Genomic DNA, 1348 nt, shown 5'->3' with positions numbered 1-1348 from the left:
CATGGCAACGGCGCCTAGCGTCTCGTACTCGATGACGGTCCGACTGGAGGTCCCTGCGGGTGGGACGGCCGTCAGCCAGCTCACCACGGCCGTGGAGTCCTCCGGCGGTTCGGTGACGGGCCTGGACGTGACCGCTTCCGGTCACGAGAAGCTGCGGATCGACGTCACGATGGCGACGACGTCGACCGAGCATGCCGACGAGATCGTGGAGAAGCTGCGCGGTATCGAGGGTGTGGTGCTGGGCAAGGTCTCGGACCGTACGTTCCTGATGCATCTCGGCGGGAAGATCGAGATGGCGTCGAAGCATCCGATCCGTAACCGTGACGACCTGTCCATGGTCTACACCCCCGGTGTGGCGCGTGTGTGCATGGCGATCGCGGAGAACCCGGAGGATGCGCGGCGTCTGACGATCAAGCGCAACAGTGTTGCGGTGGTCACCGACGGTTCGGCGGTTCTGGGTCTGGGGAACATCGGGCCGAAGGCGGCGTTGCCGGTGATGGAGGGCAAGGCGGCGCTGTTCAAGCGTTTCGCGGGTATCGATGCCTGGCCGATCTGCCTGGACACCCAGGACTCGGATGCCATCGTCGAGATCGTCAAGGCCATTGCGCCCGGTTTCGCGGGTATCAACCTCGAGGACATCTCCGCTCCGCGTTGCTTCGAGATCGAGGCCCGGCTGCGTGAGGCGCTGGACATTCCCGTCTTCCATGACGACCAGCACGGCACCGCCATCGTGGTCCTTGCCGCTCTGACGAATGCCCTGCGGGTGGTGGGCAAGGCGATCGGTGATGTGCGGGTGGTCATGTCGGGTGCGGGTGCGGCCGGGACGGCGATCTTGAAACTGTTGATTGCCGCGGGTGTCAAGCACGCGGTCGTCGCCGACATCCACGGTGTTGTTCATGCGGGTCGTGAGGATCTGGTGTCCGCGGATGCGGGTTCGGCGTTGCGGTGGATCGCGGACAACACCAACCCGGAGGGGATGACGGGCACGTTGAAGGAGGCCGTGCGGGGCGCGGACGTCTTCATCGGTGTGTCGGCGCCGAACGTGCTGGGTGGTGAGGATGTGGCGGCGATGGCGGATGACGCGATCGTGTTCGCGCTGGCCAACCCGGACCCGGAGGTCGAGCCGGGTGTGGCGCGTCAGACGGCTGCGGTGGTGGCGACCGGGCGTTCGGACTTCCCGAACCAGATCAACAACGTGCTGGTCTTCCCGGGCGTCTTCCGTGGTCTGCTGGATGCTCAGTCGCGGACGGTGAACACGGAGATGATGCTGGCGGCGGCCCGCGCGCTCGCCGACGTGGTCGCCGAGGACGAGCTCAACGCGAACTACATCATCCCCAGCGTCTTCAAC

At 65.9% G+C, this 1348-nt stretch carries 1 protein-coding gene; it reads left to right on the top strand.

Annotated features, from left to right (window positions below; translation table 11 throughout):
- Position 1: 1 nt before the first annotated feature.
- Positions 2-1348 (top strand): NAD-dependent malic enzyme (locus IE182_RS31490; protein ID WP_190113415.1); only part of this gene is annotated, 1347 nt, incomplete at its 3' end.

The organism is Streptomyces cinnamoneus (assembly GCF_014650495.1).
GTDB lineage: Bacteria > Actinomycetota > Actinomycetes > Streptomycetales > Streptomycetaceae > Streptomyces > Streptomyces cinnamoneus.
This window is presented reverse-complemented; position numbering and strand designations above follow the sequence as displayed.